Annotated in this window: 14 protein-coding genes; 11 read left to right on the forward strand and 3 right to left on the reverse strand. The window is 35.1% G+C overall.

Annotation, left to right across the window (positions count from 1 at the left end):
* The first annotated feature begins 22 nt into the window (after window positions 1–22).
* Window positions 23–1,369 carry a glycosyltransferase family 39 protein gene (locus C8C84_RS07265; RefSeq protein WP_121312896.1) on the forward strand — a complete coding sequence of 449 codons (1,347 nt, stop codon included), beginning with the start codon at window positions 23–25 and terminating at the stop codon, window positions 1,367–1,369.
* A gap of 1 nt (window position 1,370) precedes the next feature.
* On the opposite strand, the gene C8C84_RS07270 is transcribed toward C8C84_RS07265, so the two are convergent.
* Both C8C84_RS07270 and C8C84_RS07275 read right to left on the reverse strand, forming a co-directional pair.
* Window positions 1,371–2,126, reverse strand: coding sequence for a glycosyltransferase (locus C8C84_RS07270; RefSeq protein WP_121312897.1), 756 nt, complete (start codon window positions 2,124–2,126; stop codon window positions 1,371–1,373).
* A 2-nt stretch (window positions 2,127–2,128) separates the two neighbouring features.
* A complete protein-coding gene (locus C8C84_RS07275; RefSeq protein ID WP_121312898.1) occupies window positions 2,129–2,857 on the reverse strand; it encodes a methyltransferase domain-containing protein in 729 nt (242 codons plus the stop codon).
* 253 nt (window positions 2,858–3,110) lie between these two features.
* Between C8C84_RS07275 and C8C84_RS07280 the strand changes: the two genes are divergently transcribed.
* The 9 genes from C8C84_RS07280 to ctlX all read left to right on the forward strand — a co-directional run bounded on the left by C8C84_RS07280 (window position 3,111) and on the right by ctlX (window position 17,058).
* Window positions 3,111–5,072, forward strand: a complete 1,962-nt coding sequence (locus C8C84_RS07280; protein ID WP_121312899.1) for a tetratricopeptide repeat protein — start codon at window positions 3,111–3,113, stop codon at window positions 5,070–5,072.
* A 76-nt stretch (window positions 5,073–5,148) separates the two neighbouring features.
* Complete coding sequence (locus C8C84_RS07285; protein ID WP_121312900.1) at window positions 5,149–5,907, forward strand: LytTR family DNA-binding domain-containing protein; 759 nt, start codon at window positions 5,149–5,151, stop codon at window positions 5,905–5,907.
* A gap of 109 nt (window positions 5,908–6,016) precedes the next feature.
* Window positions 6,017–8,599, forward strand: coding sequence for a T9SS type A sorting domain-containing protein (locus C8C84_RS07290; protein WP_121312901.1), 2,583 nt, complete (start codon window positions 6,017–6,019; stop codon window positions 8,597–8,599).
* A 184-nt stretch (window positions 8,600–8,783) separates the two neighbouring features.
* Complete coding sequence (locus C8C84_RS07295; protein WP_121312902.1) at window positions 8,784–10,067, forward strand: citrate synthase; 1,284 nt, start codon at window positions 8,784–8,786, stop codon at window positions 10,065–10,067.
* A gap of 417 nt (window positions 10,068–10,484) precedes the next feature.
* Window positions 10,485–12,674 carry a hypothetical protein gene (locus C8C84_RS07300; RefSeq protein ID WP_147406821.1) on the forward strand — a complete coding sequence of 730 codons (2,190 nt, stop codon included), beginning with the start codon at window positions 10,485–10,487 and terminating at the stop codon, window positions 12,672–12,674.
* Between the two features lies 1 nt (window position 12,675).
* A complete protein-coding gene (locus C8C84_RS07305; RefSeq protein ID WP_121312904.1) occupies window positions 12,676–14,649 on the forward strand; it encodes a T9SS type A sorting domain-containing protein in 1,974 nt (657 codons plus the stop codon).
* An 81-nt stretch (window positions 14,650–14,730) separates the two neighbouring features.
* Complete coding sequence (locus tag C8C84_RS07310; RefSeq protein WP_121312905.1) at window positions 14,731–15,645, forward strand: dimethylarginine dimethylaminohydrolase family protein; 915 nt, start codon at window positions 14,731–14,733, stop codon at window positions 15,643–15,645.
* Window positions 15,646–15,687: 42 nt separating this feature from the next.
* Window positions 15,688–16,056: a four helix bundle protein gene (locus tag C8C84_RS07315; RefSeq protein WP_121312906.1), complete on the forward strand. Its 369-nt coding sequence runs from the start codon at window positions 15,688–15,690 to the stop codon at window positions 16,054–16,056.
* Window positions 16,057–16,122: 66 nt separating this feature from the next.
* Window positions 16,123–17,058 carry a citrulline utilization hydrolase CtlX gene (gene ctlX / locus C8C84_RS07320; RefSeq protein ID WP_121312907.1) on the forward strand — a complete coding sequence of 312 codons (936 nt, stop codon included), beginning with the start codon at window positions 16,123–16,125 and terminating at the stop codon, window positions 17,056–17,058.
* A 78-nt stretch (window positions 17,059–17,136) separates the two neighbouring features.
* On the opposite strand, the gene C8C84_RS07325 is transcribed toward ctlX, so the two are convergent.
* Complete coding sequence (locus tag C8C84_RS07325) at window positions 17,137–17,772, reverse strand: MarC family NAAT transporter (protein ID WP_121312908.1); 636 nt, start codon at window positions 17,770–17,772, stop codon at window positions 17,137–17,139.
* A gap of 88 nt (window positions 17,773–17,860) precedes the next feature.
* On the opposite strand from C8C84_RS07325, the gene C8C84_RS07330 reads away from it, so the two are divergent.
* Window positions 17,861–18,226, forward strand: coding sequence for a CoA-binding protein (locus C8C84_RS07330; protein ID WP_121312909.1), 366 nt, complete (start codon window positions 17,861–17,863; stop codon window positions 18,224–18,226).
* Window positions 18,227–18,274 lie beyond the last annotated feature (48 nt).

Raw genomic sequence — 18,274 nt, forward strand, 5'->3', positions numbered from 1 at the left:
TTATCACCAAGCTAATCTGTAAATGAACATCAAGTATTTTTTCACCCAAAGGATTAATCTACTCATTATTTTGATTTCCTCGTTAATGATGGTTGTAGTGCTCAATTTGCCTTTTAAAGCAAAACCTTTTGGAGATATTACTTTTCATGAAGAAGCGAAGCATTTGGCCTTATATCTCAAAGGTGATATTGGTTATGAAAAGGTAATGATAACCAAAGCGCCCGGACCGGTTTTTTTCTATACGCCGGCTTATTTGGTCGCGCCTTCCGATGCTACGGACAACCAACTTTGGGTTTACGGCGTGGTGTTTACTTTTATTACCATTACCATCAGTTTGCTTTTGATTTTTAAAATCGGTTCCAGTCTCTTTTCCAAAGAAGTTGGACTACTGAGTGTTTTGCTGTTCTTTATTTTTCCGATTCATTGCTACTATTCTTTAGGGATTTTGGCCGAAGTGCCTGCTTTTTTTTCGCTGACTTTGGCTTTATACGGTTGGTCTAAAATAACTCAGAATGCCGCAAAAGAAACCGGCTGGTTATTACTAACGCTTGGGATATGGTTTTTGATATTGAACAGACCTAATACAATGTTATTACTGATGATAGGGTTTTTGGTGATTGCCTATTCTTTCTTTAAAAACAAGGCATTTTTTAGAATTTATGGAAAGAAATTGGCTTTCGCTTTTGCTTGTATTGGTTTCATGGGATTGGGTACGCTTCAATTGGCCAAGTTAATAACAGGAGAAAAATCAGGCGACAATCAGGAAGGACTTTTGTATTATGTGGCCCATCAAGGCAGATTTCAATTCAGGGAAGAACCAACTGATTTTCGTTTTTGGGAAAGCGATATCCGATCGGACAGTAAAGATTATCAGAATTGGGGAAAAAGTGGTCAAGAGTTAGAAAAGACTATGAATGAGACTCAACGTTCTTCCACCGAAGTTTATAGAGAATTCTTAATCAAAGATGCGCTTGAACATCCTTTCTTGTTTGCCCGACAATTTTTTGTCAAATGTTTTTATGGCCATATGTATTTCATCAATAGTGTAAAGCCGGAGCAATTTCATCTTGGACCAATTCAAGGTGTCATAGGATATTGGTTTATTATTTTACTGATAAACTCCATCAATATCATCATCATTTTAGGCGCAACTCTGTTTTTGTGGAAAGAAAAGAACCGAATTAATTATTGGCTTTTTTGGGGTGTAATTGTAGCACTGTTAATTTTTCACGGATTAACTTATATGGAACCGCGATACATGTTCCCGGCACGCGTGGCTTTGTATATTATGAGTGCTGTCGGTTTGTACCGTATGAATTGGATACAACGAAAAGTCAACTTTATTTCAAAGTTTGTTTTCTTGAAATAAATTATATTTTGTAGTGTTTTTTCAGCTTAATTAATTCAAAAGGCACTTTGAAATAATCACTTAGTTTTATTTTTGAGCCTTTTACATCTCTCCAAGTAGTTAGAAATCTTTCTTGGGTTATTTCATTGATGTCTGTGTTTTTATAGGTTTGAAGGGTTCTGCAAAATAATTCGATATCAAAAAACCATTTAGATTTAAATTCTTTAGCAAAAATGGCTTCAATTATAGTGTTTTTGAAAAACTTAAAACCACATTGGGTGTCGTAAACCGGGGTTTTTAACAGCCAATTGCTGACTACGGTTGCGAATATTCTACCTAATAAGTACCTGATAAATCTTCTTTCTACATTGCCTCCAAGGTGCTTAATTCTTGAGCCGAATACGATTAGTTTGTTATTGTTTTCGAATATTTTGACCGTTGGTTCAATTTCAAATAATGGTGTGGCCAAATCAGCATCGAGAAAACCGATGATGTCAAATTTATTTAAAGAGAATAAATGGTTGACGCCATTTCTGACGGTTTCCGCTTTTCCCAAATTTTTGTCATTGTCAAGCACATAGACTTGATTGGGAAATTGTTTTGAAAATTGGTCTAATAATGCTAAAGTACCGTCATTACTACCATCATTTACAAAACAGAAAAAATGATTGGAATGGGATTGAATGTGTTGGGCAAAGTCATCTAAATGAATTCTTTTGGCTTCATTATAACAGGGAACCACAATACCGATTTGAAATGTATTTTCCTTTTCCTCCATTTTTATTTTATGATTTTTCCGAAAGCAATACAAGTTACACCCATCAATTTATTTTTAGTCAAATAGTTTGCGTCAAAACGGCATATAGAAAATATGATTTTATTGAGAATAGGGTGAAGCGGTTTCATTTCTGATTTGACTTCTTTACTGGGAACTAAGTTGGAAATTCTTCTGCTTAACCAAACCAACGGGAATAAGATTCCGTACAGATAATAAGTTGAGGTAATTTTATAGTTGCTTTCCACTAGCACTTTTTTAAGCGATGGAATAGTATATCTTCTATAGTGACACAAATATTCATCATGAGCGGACCACAAAGATTTAAAAGCCGGAACAGTGATGAAAAAATAATTTTGGCCTTTGGCATTAGCCCTAATCTCATCAAGCATTTTTTTGTCGTCTTCTAAGTGTTCTAAAACATCCATCATGACCACTAATGAATTTGAAATCAAATCAGGAATCTTGTTTTGCTTGATTAGTCTTGTGCCGGAGGATTTTTGAATCTCTTCTTCGGTGTATTCAGTATCGATTAAATAGCAATTGTTTATTTTCTGAGGAAAGGCATTTAAAATTTCTTCCGCAAAAAAACCGGTGCCGGAACCAACGTCGATGATGTCATATTTAATGTCAGTTGATAAACTTTCAAAGTAATTGAGTAAAGGAATTTTTTTGCTTTGGTAGTACCAATGCGTATTTTGGTCAACACCGCTCGAAATCTCTTTAATATCCATTTATTCTGATTGATTTATAAACGTTGTAAATATAATATTTTTAGCATAAGATAGTTTTTAGTTGTCAATCATTTTTGAAAACCAATCTTGAAAGTGCTCAATTATCTTTTTGACACGAGTACTTTTTGTATTGCCCCAAAAAAATCGAAGCCTAATGTTGCAAATTCTCGTCCAAAACAGTCAAATACTCATTTAATATATTTCAACCAAAAGGAAATGCTATTTTTGTTTTGAACATTATATAAATGTACGAATGAAGATAGAAAAATACTTTCCTCTATATTTTTTGTTGCTTTTTTCAATGGTGAGTTGGTCACAAAATCAGAAGATAGACAGTTTGGTTTCTCTTTTAAATAAAACCAGAAACGATATTGATAAGGCGCAATTACTCAATGCGATTGCCGACCAATACAAAACGAGTGATCCGAAGTTAATGTTGGATTATGCACAAAAAGCGTATGATTTGGCCCAAAAAATCAACTACGAATTGGCTGAAGGAAATGCGTTATTGAATTTAGGAAATGCGAATATTATCAGTGGAAATTACCCTAAGGCATTGCAACATTTTACGGATGCCCAACATCTTTTTGAAACTTTGGTTGTTAAAAATGATATTGAAAGGCAAAATGGATTGGCGAAAGCATTAGGAAGTATCGGAATTGTTTTTTCGGAACAAAGTAATTATGCCAAAGCGCTACAATATTACTTGAAAGCGGTTAAGATTTATGAGCAAATCAAAGATGAGGAAAAATGTGCCAAATTGTATAACAATATCGGTGTCGTTTATCAATCACAATCAGCCGATTTTAAAGCACTCGAATACTTCATTAAAACCCAAAAAATCCAAGAAAAACTTAAGGATGCCAACATCGGAATCACTTATACTAATATTGGAAACGGTTACCTAAAACAAAATAATTTATCCAAAGCTTTTGATTATTATTCTAAAGCCAAAACAGCTTTGGAGCAGCATCCAAATCCGAGAGCATTGGGCGAATGGTACAATAATGTCGGGTTATATTATAAAGTTACTAGGCAAGCGAACAAAGCCATTGAACACTGGAAATTAGCCATTTCAACTTTTGAAACCATTGAAGATAAATTTGGAATAGGCGATAGCTACCTTCTTTTGGGCCAATTATTTTTGGAACAAAATAAGCTTGAAGAAGCGACGCAAATGGCTGATAAATCATTGGTTTTAGCCAAAGAAATCAAAGTTTTAGAACAAGTAGTGCTTTCAGAAAAATTGTTGAGTGATATTTACCAAAAGCAAAATAATTCCGTTTTGGCGTTACAACATTTTAAATTGTACAGCCAAGCCAAGGACAGTTTGACCAATGAGGAAAATATTCGTAGAAGTGTTGAAGAAGAATTGAATTTTGATTTCGAAAAGCGTGAAGCCATTCAGCAAAAGGAAATCGAAAAAAGAGATTTATTGCTCAAAGAAGAATCTAAGAGAAATACATTACAGCTCTTTTTTGCCGCGATTTTTGGGTTGTTGCTTTTCGGAATGGCTTTTTTAATTTACAATCGAATTCAGCTTAAAAAGAATCTTACGTTGCAAAAGGAACTCGCAGAATATGAACAAAAAGCCTTGCATTTACAAATGAATCCTCATTTTGTGTTCAATTGTTTGGGTTCGATTTCGAGTTTTATAGTGCAAAACGGAACCGACTCGGCCATCAAATATTTGTCCAAGTTCTCTAAATTAATGCGCTTGACCTTAGAATATTCTAAAGAAACATTAATTCCGATAGACAAAGAAATTGAGAGTTTACAAAACTATTTAGAGTTGGAACAATTGCGTTTTAATAATAAATTTACGTTTTCTATTTTTAAAAGCGATGCGATTGAAGATGATATGGCTTTGCCGCCATTATTGTTGCAGCCTTTTGTAGAAAATGCGATAATTCATGGGGTAATTCCCAAAAAAGAAAAAGGAAGTATTTCAGTGCGTTTTACCATTGAAAAAGACAGTTTGTTTTGTACGGTGGAAGACAACGGCATTGGCTTTAGTGAGTCGAAAGCTCAAAAAGAGCATTCGGTTGTAGCTCATAAATCGATGGCGTTGGACATCACCAAAAAGCGTTTGGAAATGATAGAATCGACAACCAAGCAAAAAACAGAATTCAAAATCGAAGAAGTTAAAAACAATACGGAAGAGATTTCGGGAACCAAAGTGACCTTACATCTGCCAATACAATATATTAAATAGTCGAAGGTTATAAAGTCGAAAGTCATAAAGAATATTTGGCATTTGACATTGAGGCATTTGACATTAAGAAAAAAAAATGATTACAGCCATATTAATTGATGACGACACCAATTTAAGAAACGGAATGAAAAGTCTGTTATCACGTTATGCTCCGGAAATTAATATTATTGGCGAAGCTGATAGTGTTGAAAGTGGTACGGCTTTGTTGTTGCAAAATCCGCCGCAAGTATTGTTTTTAGACATTCATTTGGGTGACGGTTCCGGCTTTGATTTGTTAGAAGAAGTGAATAAAAAAGGGAAGTTAAATTCTCAAATAGTTTTTATCACGGCTCATGAACAATACGCTATAAAGGCTTTTCGTTTTAGTGCTTTGGATTTTTTGCTAAAACCGGTTGATCCTGAAGAATTGGAGAAAGTAATCGGGAAACTGAAAAATGTCATTGATAAAAACGACAATGTGGCGCACATCGATTTGTTGTTGGAAAATATCCGAAAGAAAGTTGATAATTTCAAACGCATCGCATTGTCGAACTCAGATGGAATTCATCTTTTTGAGGTAAGCGACATTATTCGTTGCGAAAGCGAAGACAATTATACTAAGTTTTATATCAAAAACAACAAACCGATTTTGATTTCAAAAACCTTGAAAGAATACGAAGAATTGTTAACCGAACATGGGTTTGAAAGGATTCACCAAAGTCATTTAATCAATTTGGCTTATTTGAAATCCTACATCAAGAAAGATGGCGGTTATGTGATTATGGCTGATAACAGCAATCTTCCTATTTCGCAAAGAAAAAAAGACAGATTACAAGAATTATTGAAAATGTTGTAGCGAATTCTAAATCAAAATAGGTCGTTACTCATTTAAGAAGAATTAGTAAAGCAACATCCGTTAAATTTATATTGGCTAATAAATCAATCAAATACGAATACTCTATATTATGAAAAAACTATACTTTTTATTATTCTTAATTTCAGGATTAACGAATGCTCAGATCATTAATTTTCCTGATGCAAATTTCAAAGCTGCCTTATTGAATGCAAGTCCTTCCAATACAACTGCAACCGGTAGTGCCGGAAATGTAGCAGTTGATACGAATGCTGATGGTGAAATTCAGATGGCTGAAGCTTTGGCGATAACAGGATTACAGTTTCAATCTGAAGGGATTAATGATTTTTCTGGGTTAGAAAATTTCACTAATCTTGCCTACTTTGGTAGTTATAGTAACAGTGTGAGTGATTTCCATTTAAACGGATTGACCAATTTGCAAACGATTAGTATCTCAGGTAGCAATAACGCTACTACTGTTTTTTCGTTTTCAAATCTTCCGGCTTTGACGCATTTCAATTTTTATTATTCCAATATCACTTCGTTGACGTTGACAAATCTGGCAAACGTTACTGTTATTGGTGTTTGGGGCGATTCACAGTTGACTGATTTGAATTTGATTGGATTAACTTCTTTAAACAGATTGACTGCTAATGATTGTGCGATAAGTAATTTGGCTATTACGAATTCACCGGCAATTACCGAAATCAATTTGGCGAATAGTAACCTGACATCCATTTCAATCACCAATTACCCATCATTAAGAGTCTTAATTCTTTCAGGAAATAACATTACCGATACTTCAGGATTTACAAACATAAACGCAATAGAAGAAATCAATTTACAAGGAAACCAAATTTCAAATTTAGTTTTACCAACTTCATTGCCATTGCTGAAATATTTATATGTAGGTTCTAATGGTTTTCCAACAATTAATTTGTCAGGTTATCCAAGTCTTAGAGGTTTGGCTGTTAACAATAATACGATTACATCTTTAGACTTGTCTAATGTTCCTTTGTTGCAACAATTGATTATGTCCGATAATCCAATTGCTACAGCCGATTTTTCAAATCTTCCTAACTTGACTTCTTTTGCCGGTGGTTCGACCTTACTTTCAGAAATGGATTTTTCTAACAGTCCATCTTTAATGAATTTAAGTTATTTTAACAATCCCAATTTGACCCATATCAATCTAAAAAGTGGCGTAGTGAATAATATTAACTATAACACAAGTACTTATTACAATCTGCCTAATTTAACCTATATCTGTGTAGACGAAGGGGATAATTTTACCTATAGTTTGATCTCAAGCACGCCTACCGTGCCAATAACCAGCTATTGTGATTTTGTTCCCGGTGGAAATTATAATACCATAACCGGCGTATTGACTTTTGATGCTGATAATAACGGTTGTGATAGCAACGATACTTTTCATCCTTTTATGAAAGTTAAAATCAATGATGGATTAGTAATAGGTTCTTCTTTTACGACTACAACAGGTGACTATACATTCTATACTCAAACAGGAACTTTTACTTGGCTTCCTGATTTTGAAAATCCGAGTTGGTTTACTGCAACACCATCCATAGGCGCTATCAATTTCCCGGATAACAACAATAACACCGCTACTCAAAATTTTTGTATAACTGCTAACGGAGTTCATTCAGATGTAGAAATGGTTATTGAGCCTGTTACACCTGCGCGCCCTGGTTTTGATGCTGTCTATAAATTGGTTTATAAAAATAACGGAAACCAAACGGAAACAGTTTATGTTAATTTCAATTTTGATGCTGCCAAACTTCAGCTGGTTTCTACTTCAACTGTTCCTTATTCCTCTGCTGGAGGAAATTTGGCTTGGCAAATCAACAATTTGTTACCGTTTCAAAGCGGAAGTATACTAGTAACGTTACACGTCAATTCGCCAATGGATACACCGGCTGTAAATATTGATGATATTTTAGCCTTCACTTCATTTATTGATGTGTCAATAGATGAGAATTGGGAGGACAATGCATTTGATTACAACCAAATCGTAGTCGGTGCGTTTGATCCAAACGACATTACTTGTTTAGAAGGCGATGTCGTTTCTCCAACAGAAATAGGGAACTATTTGCATTATATGATTCGATTTGAAAATACAGGAACTTTTCAAGCAGAGAACATAGTAGTGAGAACTGAAATAAATCCTGCAGATTTCGATATCAATACACTGCAATTATTAAACGCTTCTCATGCAGTAGATGCCAGAATAAATGGGAATACAGTCGAGTTTGTTTTCCAAAATATCTTATTAGAATCCGGTGGTCATGGTAATGTATTGCTTAAATTGCAGTCTGCTAATTCTTTGCAGCAAGGTGATATGGTAAACAAGCAAGCCAATATCTATTTTGATTATAATTTTCCTGTGGAAACTAATGAGGCGGAAACGGTTTTCCAAGCCTTGAGTAATCCAGATTATGAGATTGATAATTCATTAAATATTTATCCGAATCCTACTTCTGGATTGGTTAATATTAAAGGTGATTTCAACATCAAATCAACTCAATTGTTTGATGTTCAAGGAAGATTGATTCAAACTAATATAATAAACAATACCATAACAGTAATTGACCTTTCATCACAATCCAATGGAATTTATTTTGTGAAAGTGGTAACAGAAAAAGGCATAAAAGTTGATAAATTGATTAAGCAATAAATTTTGGGTTAAATTAATTGTGGTAAAGGCGTACGAAAGTGCGCCTTTTTTTGGTTATATATCAATTTTGCAAAATTTATCAAATAATTAACGAAAACGTTGTTGTAATTCTTTTTTATTTCATTTCGAATTCCCTAATTTTGTTAAATTATTAATTTATCAAGATTTATTTCCATTTTATATCATGTCTAAAACAGCTATATTAGAATTTGATGGTAAGAAGTACGAGTTTCCTGTAATTGTAGGAAGTGAAAACGAAGCCGCCATCGATATTGAAAAACTTCGTGCCTTAACCGGTGCTATAACACTAGATCCGGGCTATAAAAACTCAGGCTCTTGTAAAAGTGATATCACTTTCCTCGATGGTGAAGAAGGAATTCTTCGCTACCGTGGTTATGCTATCGAAGATTTAGCAGAGAAAGCCGATTTCCTTGAGGTTTCTTATTTAGTAATTTTTGGAGAACTGCCTACCAAAGCCCAATTGCAACAGTTTGAAAATGATATTAGAAAATATACATTAGTAAACGAAGAAATGAAAAACATCATTGATGGTTTTCCAAAAACAGCTCATCCAATGGGTGTTTTATCTTCACTTACCAGTGCATTAACAGCATTTAATCCTAAAGTGGTGGATGTTGAAAACGAAAAAGAAATGTATGAAGCAGTATGCAAAACCATGGGTAAATTCTTGGTGATTGCTACTTGGACCTACAGAAAAATGATGGGTTATCCTTTAAACTATTATGACAATACTATAGGTTATGTGGATAATTTTATGCAGTTAATGTTTAAATTACCAACAGGACCTTACAAAGCAAATCCGGTTGTAATTGATGCTTTGGATAAATTATTTATCCTTCACGCTGACCATGAACAAAACTGTTCTACTTCAACCGTTAGAATCGTTGGATCTTCTCATGCCGGTTTGTTTGCTTCAATCTCTGCGGGTGTTTCAGCACTTTGGGGACCATTACATGGTGGTGCAAACCAAGCAGTATTGGAAATGTTGGAAGCCATTCAAAAAGATGGTGGAGATGCTGATAAATATTTGGCAAAAGCTAAAGACAAAGATGATCCATTCCGTTTAATGGGGTTTGGTCATAGAGTTTACAAAAACTTTGATCCAAGAGCCAAAATTATCAAAAAGGCTGCTGATGAAGTTTTAAATACCTTAGGTGTTGATGATCCTATTTTAGATATTGCTAAAAAATTAGAAGCCTCTGCTTTAGTAGATGACTATTTTGTATCCAGAAAATTATATCCGAATGTTGATTTCTACTCCGGAATCATCTATCGTGCTTTAGGTATTCCGACAGAAATGTTTACCGTAATGTTTGCCATCGGAAGACTTCCGGGTTGGATAGCCCAATGGAAAGAGATGCGAATCAATAAAGAGCCAATCGGAAGACCGAGACAAGTTTATACGGGTTATCCGTTAAGAGATTTCCAACCAATGGACAAAAGATAAAATAAAATCAGTGGATTTATTTTAAAAAACTCCTTGCGAAAGCAAGGAGTTTTTTGTTTATAAGAATGAAATGATGCTGTTTTGGGTTTTTCATATCCTTTTTTTTATGCTCGTGCAACGACGGCTAATGACCTAAAAATTAACACAATGTAAAGTTATAACTATAATGTAAGAATAATTAATTAGTATTTTTCAAAAAAGTGTATTTTATCGATTAAATATGTATTTTGAAGATTTTTCAAAAACAATAATATAAATTTGGTTTAATAAAATTAAGCAGTAAACTATTTCAATGCACAACCTACAATAAAGCAACGAGATGGTTTTTTTTACAAAATAAGTATTGAAGCCAAACTTAAGTAATCCTGAATTAACGAGTTTTTAAATGATTTTTTAATGCCCCAAATTTTTTTAATTATGAAAAAAAAATACTTTTTATTTACAACGTTAGCTCTTTTAGCCGTAGTTATAAAAACTAGCGCACAGACTGATAATACTTTTTCAGGAATAGGATCAGGTGTAAACAACACTGGCGATTTTAACACCGGTTTTGGTAAAGATGCCCTACTTAACAATACTAGTAATAGTAACAATGCATTTGGAGTTAGAGCGTTAAGTATTGCAAGTGCGGGTTTTAATAGTGCTTTTGGAAACGAGTCAATGAGGTACAATACTTTTGGAACTTTAAACAGTGCTTTCGGTACCAGAAGTTTAATGTACAACATTACCGGAGCAAGTAATATTGCTATTGGACATAGAAGTATGGAATCGAATACAACCGGTAGTAACAATACGGCTGTCGGATATGCTTCTTTGTTATTCGCCAATGGAAATAATAATATCGCTTTGGGAGTAAATACTCCAAGACATTTGAGAACGGGTAGTTATAATATTTTTATTGGAGCCGAAACAGCGAAAAATTTAATCAGCGGAAACGGAAATGTTTTTTTAGGGAATGTGATTCTTGAATCAGCACCTACTACAGCTAAATTAGCCGGAAACAATACAGATAAAGCCATTATTATTGCGGATGGAGTCGGAAACCAAAGAATTTTTATCAATCAAAACGGACATACCGGAATTGGTTTAGGAAACAATGTAATTCCGGCTAATAGATTAGATGTAAATGGTGGTGTGGTAATCGGTAAAACGTATGTTCCAAATGCATCAACCACAACAAATAACACCACTTTAGCTCCTGCTAGTGGATTGTTGGTAGAGGGAAAAGTTGGGATAGGAAATAAAGCGCCTAACAATAAAGTTGAAATTACACATGGTGTAAGCGGTAATTCAGGTCTTCGATTTACAAATCTTACCAGTCAATTCTTGCCGGCAGCTACTCAAGTATCAGATAAGTTTTTAACGGTTAATGCCAATGGTGATGTCGTGCTCCAAAAAATGGCAGGTTTTGCTAATACTACCAATGTTTTATCATCAAATGCGAATTTGATGACTACGAATGTAAACAATATTCCGGCCTCAGCTCCGATTGTTAACTCAATATCAAACATGATCAATTCCAATAACCAATTGGTTACTATTGTCAATGGTGTAGCGAGTAATCCGGTTAATTTACCAAATCCTCAAGTAATACAAACACTTTCTCAATCAGAAAATACCATAACTTTATCCAATGGTGGTGGCTCAGTAACCATTCCGATTTTTGAAGATACTAATACTGATGCTCAATCTTTAGCTCTGGCAGGTAATGTGCTTTCAATTTCTAACGGAAATAGCGTGACTTTGCCGGCTCAAACACCGCAAACTATTTCACAAACTGGAAATGTGGTAACACTTTCCAATGGAGGAGGTTCATTTACATTACCAACCTTTACCAATACAGATGCTCAATCTTTAACGTTAAGCGGAAATACATTATCAATCTCTAACGGAAACAGTATTACATTGCCTGCCCAAACTTTTCAAACGGTTTCTCAATCAGGAAATACAGTAACGCTTTCTAATGGTGGAGGCTCATTTACATTGCCAACAACCAGCGTAACTGCAGGCAATAATGTAACAGTTACCGGAAATGGTACAACAGCGACACCTTACGTAGTGAGTTCAGCTGATACCAGTCTTTATGCTAATAATGGTGTTATCAATCAAGCTACAACCACAAGCGGTAACAGAGTTGTTGATATGAATAATAGTAATATTTGGTTCAATACTGCCAATAGTACTTCGAATGGTAAAATTTATTTGGGTTCAACTTCCGTTTATCCAAGTACAACCGGAAACTATAAATTGTTTGTTGAAGGTGGAATTCTAACCGAAAAAGTAAAAGTAGCTTTAAGAAGTTCAGCCAATTGGGCAGATTACGTTTTTGCTAGCGATTACAAATTAATGCCGTTAACAGAAGTAGAAAAATTCGTTAAAATTAACAAACATTTGCCGGGAATTGATTCGGCGGAAGTATTAGCAAAAAATGGTCTTGATGTAGCAGAAATGCAATCTAAACAAATGGAGAAAATAGAAGAACTAACCCTTTACATTATTGACCAAGACAAAAAAATTGAAGCTCAAAGCAAAGCTATAGAAAAAAACAACAAAGAAATTGAAGCGTTGAAAGCTCAAATGCAAGCTATAATTGCCAAAACTAAATAATATGCACAAGATATTTAAAATAGTTTTACTCAGCTGTGTTGTGCTCAATTCAGCTACAGTCTCGGCTCAGCTCGATCAATATCTGGCTGAAGAAGACAGCAGGATTTCTTTGTCCCAAAAAACGGAAATCGAAATCCAACGGTTTGTAAATGATAATTTTAAAAACTACAAATTATCAAAAGAAGTTACTGATGATGTGATAAAGCATTTGCGAGAAGAAGAGGAATTCACAGAAGAAGAATTTCAAAAAGCCTTAATTAATACTAAGATTTACGAGCTTAGAAAATTATTCTTTTTTGAAAATCCGGATAAAAAAGACGGTTATATTGCCAAACCACCACCGCCAACGGTAATGCAAACTTGTACCAATGGTGATTTTGAAACCAATACTGCTGGTTATACTTTTTGGTCTGATGCTTATCCACAGCCGGCAACCGGTACAGGATTTTTTCAGTCTTGTTCAATGTCAACAGCGGCAACAGCAACCAATTTGGTGACACCGAGTACCAACAACTTTGGCTCAACTATAACTTTGATTAGCAGTACCAATGCAGGTTATCAGCAATACGATCCAACTTTGGCAGGTTTAGGAATAAATGTGCCTACGTTAAATACTAATGGAGGAACAAAATCCATTAAGTTAAACAATGCTAATGGTTTTGGTTCTTCCGATGTGACTACCATGTCCAGATACTTTCCGGTCATTAATCAATCGACAATTGACTTTAATTTTTCGCTGATAATGGACAATAAACCGGCGCACGGTCAACCTATACAACCATTTTTTAGAGTAAGAGTTTATGATCAATTCAATAATATAGTAGATGAAATTTGTATCATTGCGAATCCGGACAACTGTCTTTTTAATACTTTAGTGGTAAGTAATAACAGAAGGGTTTTATATACCAACTGGATTTGTGCCCGATTGAATGTTCAAGATATTTTAAACCAACCGGGAACAATCGAGTTTACGGTAAGCGATTGTGAGCCTTCAGCACACTTTGGTACTGTTTATATCGATAATATTTGTGGGTTAACTTGTGCTGTTCCTCAATTAGGCGCTTTAAGTACAGATCCAACTAATATCAATTGTCCTGATATGACCGGTAGTACGCCAATACAAGTTTGTGGTACTTACCAGCCACCGGTTAATGCGACGGTAAATACTATCTCATTAAATATTTTACAAAACAACGTGGTGATAGGAAGTATGGCAACGCCAACAACTTTAACGTCAAGTACTTATTGTTTTAACGTTAATCCAAGTTTGTTTGGTGCCAGTCCATCAGGCGATTTTGAATTCCAAGTCAATGGTACTTTCAATGTCAATTGCCCGGCGGGAACATTTATTTATGATATCTCAGATAACTCGGCTAATGTTGGTGCCGATGTCACTTTTGACAATTGTTGTCAACCAACACTAACGCTAGTTTCACCTGCAGATAACCTCAATAATTTGGCAACTGCCACTACTAAAGAAAAAGAAAGGTCGGATTGGATCAAAGCCGCTAATATTGTGTCAGTCGGTGACAACGTTTTAGCCAATGGAGTTGTTTATCATGCCGCAAATTATGTTGAATTAAATCCCGGTTTTGAAGCTGTTTTAGGGTCGCAATTTGTCGCTTATCCCGAAGGTTGTACGGCTGATTTTGAGTATAAAGCACAAAATCAAAATACAAATGTTTCAACAACCAAATCAGCGGTTGATGATGGTGTGGTTAATTTAATCAAACTGACCAATGGTTTCGCTATTATTCCGAATCCATCAAGTAATACTATTGACATTGTGATGAAAAATGCCCAATTCAACAAGGTAAATGTTACTTCTATAGATGGTAAAACAGTCTTAGAAAGAAATATAGAAATGACCGATAAAACCCAATTAGACGTTAGTAGATATGCTAATGGAGTTTATATCATCAACATAACTTCAGACGATGGACGAATTCATACCGAGAAGTTAATCAAGAATTAATTTTACTTCGAAATACTTATAAACAAAGCTTCTCCTAATCGGGAAGCTTTTTTATATTTGTCAAAAGCCAAAAGCTAATTTATGTTACAACTCAATGTAAAAAACGAAACGTCAAGATTAAGAGCCGTAGTGCTCGGTTCAGCCGTAAACAATGGTCCAACACCAAGCGCCGATGAAGCGTATGATCCTAAATCATTAGAACACATTCTCGCCGGAACTTATCCTATTGAAGCCGACATGATCAAAGAAATGGAAGCCTTTAATCAAGTGTTCCAAAAATACAATGTGCAGGTTTACCGCCCGGAAATGATTGAAAACTACAATCAAATTTTCACTCGTGACATCGGATTTGTCATTGACGACATTTTCATCAAAGCTAATATTTTGCCTGATAGAGAAAGAGAACTCGATGCTATTCAATACGTCATTGACCAAATCAATCCGGCTAAAGTGGTTCGTCCACCCGAAGAAGTGCATATCGAAGGTGGCGATGTAATGCTTTGGAACGATTATATTTTTATTGGCACTTACAAAGGTTCCGATTATAAAGATTATATTACGGCTCGTACCAACATTCAAGGTGTAAATTATATCAAGGAATTATTTCCAAACAAAATAGTCAAAGAGTTTGATTTGGTAAAATCTAAGTTGGAAGCTCGCGATAATGCACTACATTTAGACTGTTGTTTTCAACCGGTTGGTAAAAACAAAGGCATCATTTACAAAAGTGGTTTCCGTCAAGAATCGGATTATGTTTTTTTGGTCAAATTATTTGGCAAAGACAACTTGTTCCATATTACGCGTGACGAAATGTACGACATGAATTCCAATGTGTTTTCCATAGATGACAATGTGGTAGTTTCTGAAAAAAACTTCACCAGATTAAACAATTGGCTTCGCGATAACGGATTTATCGTAGAAGAAATACCATACGCAGAGATTGCCAAACAAGAAGGATTGTTGAGGTGTTCGACTTTGCCGTTGATTAGAGATTAGTTTTCTGTTATCGGTTCTCTGTTGTCTGTTAAAATTCTAATAATGAATAGTTACAAAGATTTAGACATTTACAAGATTGCTTTAGATTTGTTCTATCAAGTTCATCCGGCAACTTTACTTTTGCCAAAGTATGAACTTTATGAATTGGGAAGCCAATTAAGAAGATCATCTGATTCTGTGGTTTCTAATATTATTGAAGGTTACGGGCGAAAAAGATATAAAGCAGATTTTATCAGGTTTTTAGTTTTTAGCCATTCAAGTTGTCTGGAAACAAAAGGTCATTTGGAGAAAATACATAATTTATACGAAGGATTAATTCCTGATAATTTAAAATTTATCAATGATTATGATATACTAGGAGCAAAAATTTTTAACTTTATAAAATACGTCGAAGAAAACTGGAAAACCTGATTTTTTTTACTGAAAACAGAGAACCGATAACAGAAAACAGAAAACCGACAACATACAACCAAAAAAATGAAACAAACTACCAATTCCATATTAATGATTCGTCCGGTGGCGTTTCGCATGAATGAACAAACGGCGGTAAACAATTATTACCAAAAAGTACTCGATGGACTATCGCCCGAAACCGTAAACGCCAAAGCACAGGCTGAGTTTGATACTTTTGTAAACAAGTTGCGAAAAGTAGGCGTGAACGTTGTGGTAGTCGAAGATACTTTGGAACCGAATACGCCCGATAGTATTTTTCCAAACAACTGGATTTCATTTCACGAAAACGGTGATGTGGTTTTATATCCGATGTTTGCCGAAAACCGTCGCGCCGAAAGAAGAGAAGATATCCTCGATATTTTGGAAGATGATGGCTTCGAAATCAACGAAATCATGGATTATACCTTGGCCGAAGAAGACAATGTTTTCCTCGAAGGAACCGGAAGTTTGCTTTTAGACCGTGAAAACGGGAAAGCTTATTGTGCTTTATCTCCAAGAGCCGATGAAGAATTGATGATTGAATTCTGTGAAGATTTCGAATTTACTCCGGTGATTTTTGAAGCGTTCCAAACCGTTAACGGTGAAAGAAAACTAATCTACCATACTAATGTCATGATGACTTTAGGTGATACCTTTGCCGTCATTTGTGCCGATTGTATCGATGACAAAAAAGAACGCAAAATGGTCTTAGACAGCCTTCGTGGCGATGATAAAGAAGTGATTTTAATCACCGAAGACCAAGTCAACAACTTCGCCGGAAACATGCTTGAAGTAAAAGGTAAAAACGATGAACGATTCTTAGTAATGAGCGAGTCAGCTTATAAAAGTTTGACCAAAAAGCAAATTGCACAACTTGAAGCACATGTCGAAATAATTCACTCGAGTTTAGATACTATTGAAGCTTGCGGCGGGGGAAGTGCGCGTTGTATGATGGCGGAAATTTTCCTGCCTAAAGAATAATTCTTGAAAAATAAAATCAATTAAAAAGCCCAAAATCGTCTAAATTGTGGACTTTTTTTATTCGTTATTCTTAATTGATTATATTCCTCTGATGATACTCAAAACCGCACTAATAATGTACTGAATTCCAATAGCAACGGTCAAAAAACCAACTATTCTGGAAATGGCCACAATTCCGGAAGCACCAAGATATTTAGCCAAATAATGAGCGCTTCTCAAAATTAAAAAAATCAATAAAGAGACTATGATGATGGAAATGACAGAAGATAAAATTTCCGGGGTAGAATCGTGGTCTTGGTTAAAAGCAATCAATAGCGAAATCGAACCCGGTCCGGCTAACATTGGCATCGCCAACGGTGTTAACGCAATTGAATTCCTGTTTTGCAAATCTTCTTCTACTTCTTTGCTGATTCCTTTTCGCTTTTTCGGATTGGCATTCAGCAAACCAAATCCGGAGCTGGCAATCAAAATACCGCCCGCAATTCTAAGTGCCGAAATCGTAATCCCAAAAAAGCTCAAAACATATTCGCCAATAAAAAAGGAGATTAATAAAATGATACAAACATTTACGGCGGTTAAAAGCGATACCCGAAAGCGTTCGGTTTTGTTGTAATCTTGCGTTAAACCAACAAAGAAAGGGATGGCACCAATGGGGTTCAAAACCGAAAACAAAGCACCCAACAGCACAAAAAAAGTATTCAAAAAGATTTCCATTTTTTCTAATAATTCGAATCGGCAACAAAGATAGGTAAAGAATAAAAGTAAGCGTTAAATTAAAAACATTATTCGTTAAATTTGCGCTATGAAAAACAAGAAAACACTCGTGCTCGGCGCTACGACAAAACCCGAACGATATGCCTTCAAAGCCATCACTATGTTAGTTGAAAAAGGACATTCGGTGTTGGCCATCGGTCAAAATCAAGGAGAAGTAGCCGGAGTTGCCATCAGAACTAAAAATATTCCGTTAAAGAATATTGACACGGTGACTTTATATTTAAATCCGGTGCGCCAACGTGATTATTACAACTATATTATTGAAACCAAACCCAAACGCGTTATCTTCAATCCGGGAACCGAAAATCCTGAGTTTTACCAATTGTTGCAAGGCAATGGAATTAAGGTTGAGGTTGCTTGTACGTTGGTTTTGTTAGCTACAAATCAGTACTAGGAGCGAATGGTTCGGGTTTTATTTGGAATGGTATTTCCCGTTTTCCGT

It is taken from the genome of Flavobacterium sp. 102 (assembly GCF_003634615.1).
Classification (GTDB): domain Bacteria; phylum Bacteroidota; class Bacteroidia; order Flavobacteriales; family Flavobacteriaceae; genus Flavobacterium.